General features: G+C 62.4%; 4 protein-coding genes. 1 reads left to right on the top strand and 3 read right to left on the bottom strand.

What is annotated here, in order from left to right; genetic code table 11:
• Nucleotides 1-353, top strand: a 353-nt coding sequence (locus tag ACFWPJ_RS24210) for a hypothetical protein (RefSeq protein ID WP_378854679.1), incomplete at its 5' end; no start/stop codon positions are given.
• Between the two features lie 152 nt (nt 354-505).
• On the opposite strand, the gene cysS is transcribed toward ACFWPJ_RS24210, so the two are convergent.
• The 3 genes from cysS to ACFWPJ_RS24195 form a co-directional block, all read right to left on the bottom strand.
• The gene (gene cysS / locus ACFWPJ_RS24205; RefSeq protein WP_378854678.1) at nt 506-1,897 is read right to left on the bottom strand and encodes a cysteine--tRNA ligase; all 1,392 of its coding nucleotides are present in this window, start codon (nt 1,895-1,897) and stop codon (nt 506-508) included.
• Nucleotides 1,898-1,956: 59 nt separating this feature from the next.
• The gene (locus ACFWPJ_RS24200; RefSeq protein WP_378854677.1) at nt 1,957-3,375 is read right to left on the bottom strand and encodes a KamA family radical SAM protein; all 1,419 of its coding nucleotides are present in this window, start codon (nt 3,373-3,375) and stop codon (nt 1,957-1,959) included.
• A gap of 61 nt (nt 3,376-3,436) precedes the next feature.
• Nucleotides 3,437-4,912: a DinB family protein gene (locus ACFWPJ_RS24195; RefSeq protein WP_378854676.1), complete on the bottom strand. Its 1,476-nt coding sequence runs from the start codon at nt 4,910-4,912 to the stop codon at nt 3,437-3,439.
• Nucleotides 4,913-5,079: the final 167 nt, after the last annotated feature.

Raw genomic sequence — 5,079 nt, 5'->3', positions numbered from 1 at the left:
ACACTACAACCCACACCCCCAAAAACCCATTTTATTTCGGGTCTGGTGGGCTGGTTTTTGTTTATACGAGACAGCATCTGGAGAGTGTCGAAGTCGACGGCCTGCTCACCGGCGACGACTACGTGGTTCTTCCTGACGGGCGGGTGCCGTTGTGGGTGCTGCTGACCGTGGGCGATGACGCGCACTGCGTGACGCCGTGGCAGCACTCATGCTGCGCCGCTGGTCCTATCGGCCGCGATTGCGCTATGCCGGCCGGTGAAGTCATCGGCCGCGAGTTCACCGCCCTCGGCGGTCCGGACGAGCCGCTACACGACTCGTCCCATGCCCAGGTTGGACGCGATACAGCATCGTAAGGTTCCGGCGTCGATGTGACTGTCCGCAGTTTGACCTCATCGTGGATTCGGTCCCAACCCACACCGATGAAGTCGGAGAGTTCGCCCGCCGAGCGCAGTCCTGTTCGTCTTGGTGCACAGCTCGGCGATCGGAACCATCCGAGCGATTTGGACTATTGCTGACGGAGCGCCCACTGCGGGCCGCCAACCGTATCGGTCACCTCGACACCAGCGGCAGCCAAGCGATCTCGCACCCTGTCGGCCGTGGTCCAGTCATCAGCAGCACGTGCAGCGGCACGTTGTTCGAGTTGTCCGGTCACCAAGACGTCAAGCGCATGGTGGACAGTCTCAGCGGTGTCAGTGTGCTGGTTCCAGTGCGGGTCCAGGGGGTCCAGCCCGAGGACGCCGAGCATGGCACGCACCTGCCCGGCGATGTCGGTGGCAGCGGGGACGTCGTTGCCGGACAGTGCCTTGTTACCTTCAGTTACCAAATTGTGGATCTCGGCTAGCGCCTTGGGCACAGCGAGATCGTTGTCGAGAGCCGCGGCAAATTCATCGGTCCATTTGCCGACTGGCACCTCACCGGCCCGTTCGACCACACGATGCACAAACGACTCCAGCCGTCGATAGGCGGCGGCGGCATCGTCGAGCGCCTGCTCGGAGTACTCCAGCAGTGCCCGATAGTGGGCGCTGCCGAGGTAGTAGCGCAGTTCCGCTGCGCGGACCCTGGTGAGTACGTTGGGCACCGAGAGCACATTGCCCAGCGACTTCGACATCTTCTCCCCGCCCAGACTGACCCACCCGTTGTGGAGCCAGTACTGCGCGAACCCGTCCCCGGCCGCCCGGGACTGGGCCACTTCGTTCTCGTGGTGCGGGAACACCAGATCCATACCGCCACAGTGAATGTCGAACTCGGCACCGAGAAGACTGGTGGCCATCGCCGAGCATTCGATGTGCCATCCGGGGCGGCCGGGGCCGAATGGCGACGCCCAGACGGGCTCGCCGGGCTTGTGTGCCTTCCACAGGGTGAAGTCCCGCGGATCGCGTTTGCCGGTACCAGCGCTCTCGCCTTGCTGGACATCTTCGAGGCGATGCCCCGACAGCTGACCGTATCGCGCGAAGCTCGCCACCGCGAAGTAGACGTTGCCGTCGGCAGGGTAGGCGTGACCGGTGTCGATGAGCCGTTGCATCAGCTCGATGATCTGGGTGATGTATTCGGTCGCGCGGGGCTGCGCCGAGGGAGGCAACACCCCGAGGGTGTCGTAGGCGTCATCGAAGGCGCGCTCAAAGGTGGCCGCCCATTCCCACCAGGGCCGGCCAGCGGCGGCTGCCTTGTCCAGGATCTTTTCGTTGATATCGGTGACGTTGCGGACGAACCGCACGTCCTGGTCATGTGCCATCAGCCACCGTCGCAGCACGTCGAACGCGACCCCGCTGCGAATATGGCCGATGTGCGGTTGATCCTGCACGGTGGCACCGCAGACATACACGCTCACCTGTCCAGGGACCACGGGGGTGAATGCCCGCGAGCTTCGCGTGGCGGTATCGAACAGGCGCAGCGTCACGGGCCGCGATGCTACCAGCTGGTTTGTCGGTCCAACGGATGTTCCGTGCGGGCTCAGCACTACGACGCCTTGGTGCCGCAGTGAGGTACCGCGGTGACTGCCTGTCCGTCGTCGCCGTGGTCGACCCACCACTGCCGTCCTTCCGACGATAGGGCATGGATGGGGTCGAAATACTCATACGAACGGCTCAGCGCCTCCGGATCGGCGGCTTCCGACTCCGTGCGAAAGTTCTTGGACCAGTAGGAAATGCCCCGAATCCGGTCGTAGTAGTACACCTGGTGCACCCACAGCTTGCCCGCCAACGGCACATCGCAGACGATTCGCGGGGTCGCGAAGCCAGGGAGGTAACCCATGATGTCCGATTGCAGGTTTTGAGCTTGGGTCAGCGATGTGCGCCAGTGCTCGCTGAAAGGGATCATGTCGCACATGTAGACGTAATACGGCATCACAGCAGCCTCGTCGAGCAAGGCGAAGCACAGGTCGAGCAGCGCCTGCGGGCTGTCGTTGACCGTGCGAAGGAGCACAGCCTGGTTACGAATGTCGCGTAACCCCGCCTCCAGCAGGCGTTTTGCCGCCGCGCAGACACTCGGGGTGACTTGCTGGGCGACGTTGGCGTGAGTATGCAGTGCCAGTTGGACTCCGCGGGCATTCGCGGTACGGGCCAACCGCTCGATTCCGAAGACCACTTGATCGTCTGCCCAATGTTGGGGCAGCCCGACCAGAGCCTTGCTCGCCAACCGGATGTCGCGGATGGAATCAATTGCCAGAATCGCGTTCACGAACGCCTCGACCCGCGGCCATGGCATGTTGGCGATGTCCCCGCCGGAGACCACCACATCACGCACGGTCGGTGTCGCGCGCAGGTAGGCCAGAATCGCATCCGCCCGCATCTGGGGCTTGAGTATGAACCTGGCCTTGTCGATCGTCGGGGTGGAGTTGCCGACCAGATCCATCCGGGTGCAGTGCCCGCAGTACTGCGGACACGTCGAAACCAGTTCGGCCAGGACCTTGGTGGGGTATCGGTGGGTCAAGCCCTCAGTCGCCCACATGTCGCGCTCATGCAGCGAGTCTCGCTGAGAACAAGGATGGCTTGGGAAGTCGGTGCATCGGTCCGAGAAGACCGGCAGCATATAGCGCCGGACCGGATCTGCGAAAAAAGAATCGGTAAGGCTCCCAGGTCCACCGACCGCAACGTCGGCGGCGATCGTATTGACCATGTGGGGTGGTATCAGCATCGACATCGTCGCGTACTCGCGTTGGTCGCGCTCCAGATCCGCGAAGAAGGAGCCGCCGAGAAGGTCGCCGGTGACCTCGCGGAGTTGGCGAAGGTCCCTCACGCAGTGCGACCGCTGCCACTGCGGCGAGTTCCATTCGCGCTCAGTCGTATTCCGCCAGCCGGGAAACCGGCGGTAGTCCGGCTCGGATGCGGTGCGCCTGCGGTAGGTATAGGGCTGTTGTAGAGCAGGAAACATTGCCATCCTTCGAGGTTGGGGGCATGCGTCGCCTGTATTTGGGTGCGCAACCTAGGGCCGAAGCCGCCTATCTCTGGGTCGGATTGGTGTCGGAGATTTGGCCGAGCAGGCGTGCGGCTTCGTCAGCTCGCTCGTTGATCGTGATCGTCAGGTGTTCGACACGGTCGGCGAGGAATCCGTCGGCGCCGATCAGTGCGGCTTCGGCGGTTCCCAATCCGCTGAACAATCGGGATGCGAAGCGATGGTTGGCGGTACGCCGATGGCCGGAAGCATCGAGGATCTTGTCGATCGAGACGGCGTGATCGCGCAGGTGCCAGATGTAGCGCTGGAGCCGGAAGCGGAGTTCGACGGGGCCCAGTTCCCACCACGCGGATCGGATCCCGAGTTCGTTGTCGGTTATCTGTGAGAAGTCCTGGGTGTTTCGCAGATGAAGACGTTCATAGAGCGCAAACAACTCCTGGAGGCTTTCGTGGCTGCCGGGCGGCTCACCATGCAGCGCCACAGTGTCGGTCGCTGCGACGACTTGCGGAGGGAGACCTTTGCGACCTCGATCCAGCGCGTGCAGGATCTGTGGTCGATAGGCCCACCACTCCGCCAAGACAACGTGGGCGAGGTTTTCACGGATAGAACGCTCTGACCGCAGAGGCGTCTTGTCCAGTAGCGCATCGGGGACACCGACGAACAGCGACTGGAACTCGCGATAGGCGAAACGATGCTGGCCCAGCAGTCGATGCGTGTCGTTGAATTGTGGGCCATGTTTGGTGCGTTCGCGTTCGGCCGCGACCGCGAACGTGCAGAGTTCTTGGTAGGTTTGCAGGACGATCTCCCGCAGGCAATCCGAATACCATTGCCAGTCGCCAGCTCCAGGCCGCCCGATCCAATCCTGCATGAGAACGCTGTCGGGCAACGTGGCGACAGTCTGTGCGAACCGCTCGACGGCGGCGGCGAGAGGGGAGGTTGTCACCTGGTGGTGGCGATCCCATGTGGACTCGGTGACACCGCCGTTCTGGGCGACCTTGCGCCACCGGGTAGCTTCCTCGACAGTGACACGATCTTTGCGGTGGCGAGCGATCGCTTCGTCGAAAAGCCGGATGGCTTTGCCGAACTTCTTCTTACGCAAGGCTTCTTTGCCGCGTGCGACGAGGAACTGTGCTTTGAAGGATTCCCCTGTCAAATGTCCTGGGGTGTCGTGAAATACGCTTTCATAGCCGACCGACAGGCGGGTCCGACGCGGTGCGCCATTCCATTCGTGGTATCGCGTCTGATCGGGTGCGAGAAGCTGGATTGTCGGTGACCAGATGTAGATATGGTTGTTGATGATGTCGGTGCTTGCCCGGTCCGGATCGGTCGTGGGTACCCTGACCGGAAGTGTGTGCGCCATGATATCGCGCGCGATCGAAGGATCGGAATAGATGTTTCGGTCGTGGCTCCGGCAGCCTGGGCATTCCGGCGAATACAGGTCCAGCAGAACCGGTTTGCCTTCGATTTCGGATCGTTTCAGCAACGCTTGGAAGTCATGCTGGTCTGTCCATTGAATCGTCAACGTAATCAATCCGTTCGCTATGAGATGGCGGACATCTGGTTACCGGCAGTACTACGACCGTTGTGCCGAGGCGCATCAGAAGTAGCGGCTCGTGTGAACTGTCTGCGCCAGGATGGCCTGACGCTGGTTCGGTTCACGGCGCGTACTCCCGCTGGTCCCACTGCCGG

The sequence above is a fragment of the Nocardia sp. NPDC058497 genome, assembly GCF_042720195.1.
In the GTDB taxonomy this organism is placed as follows: domain Bacteria; phylum Actinomycetota; class Actinomycetes; order Mycobacteriales; family Mycobacteriaceae; genus Nocardia.
This window is presented reverse-complemented; position numbering and strand designations above follow the sequence as displayed.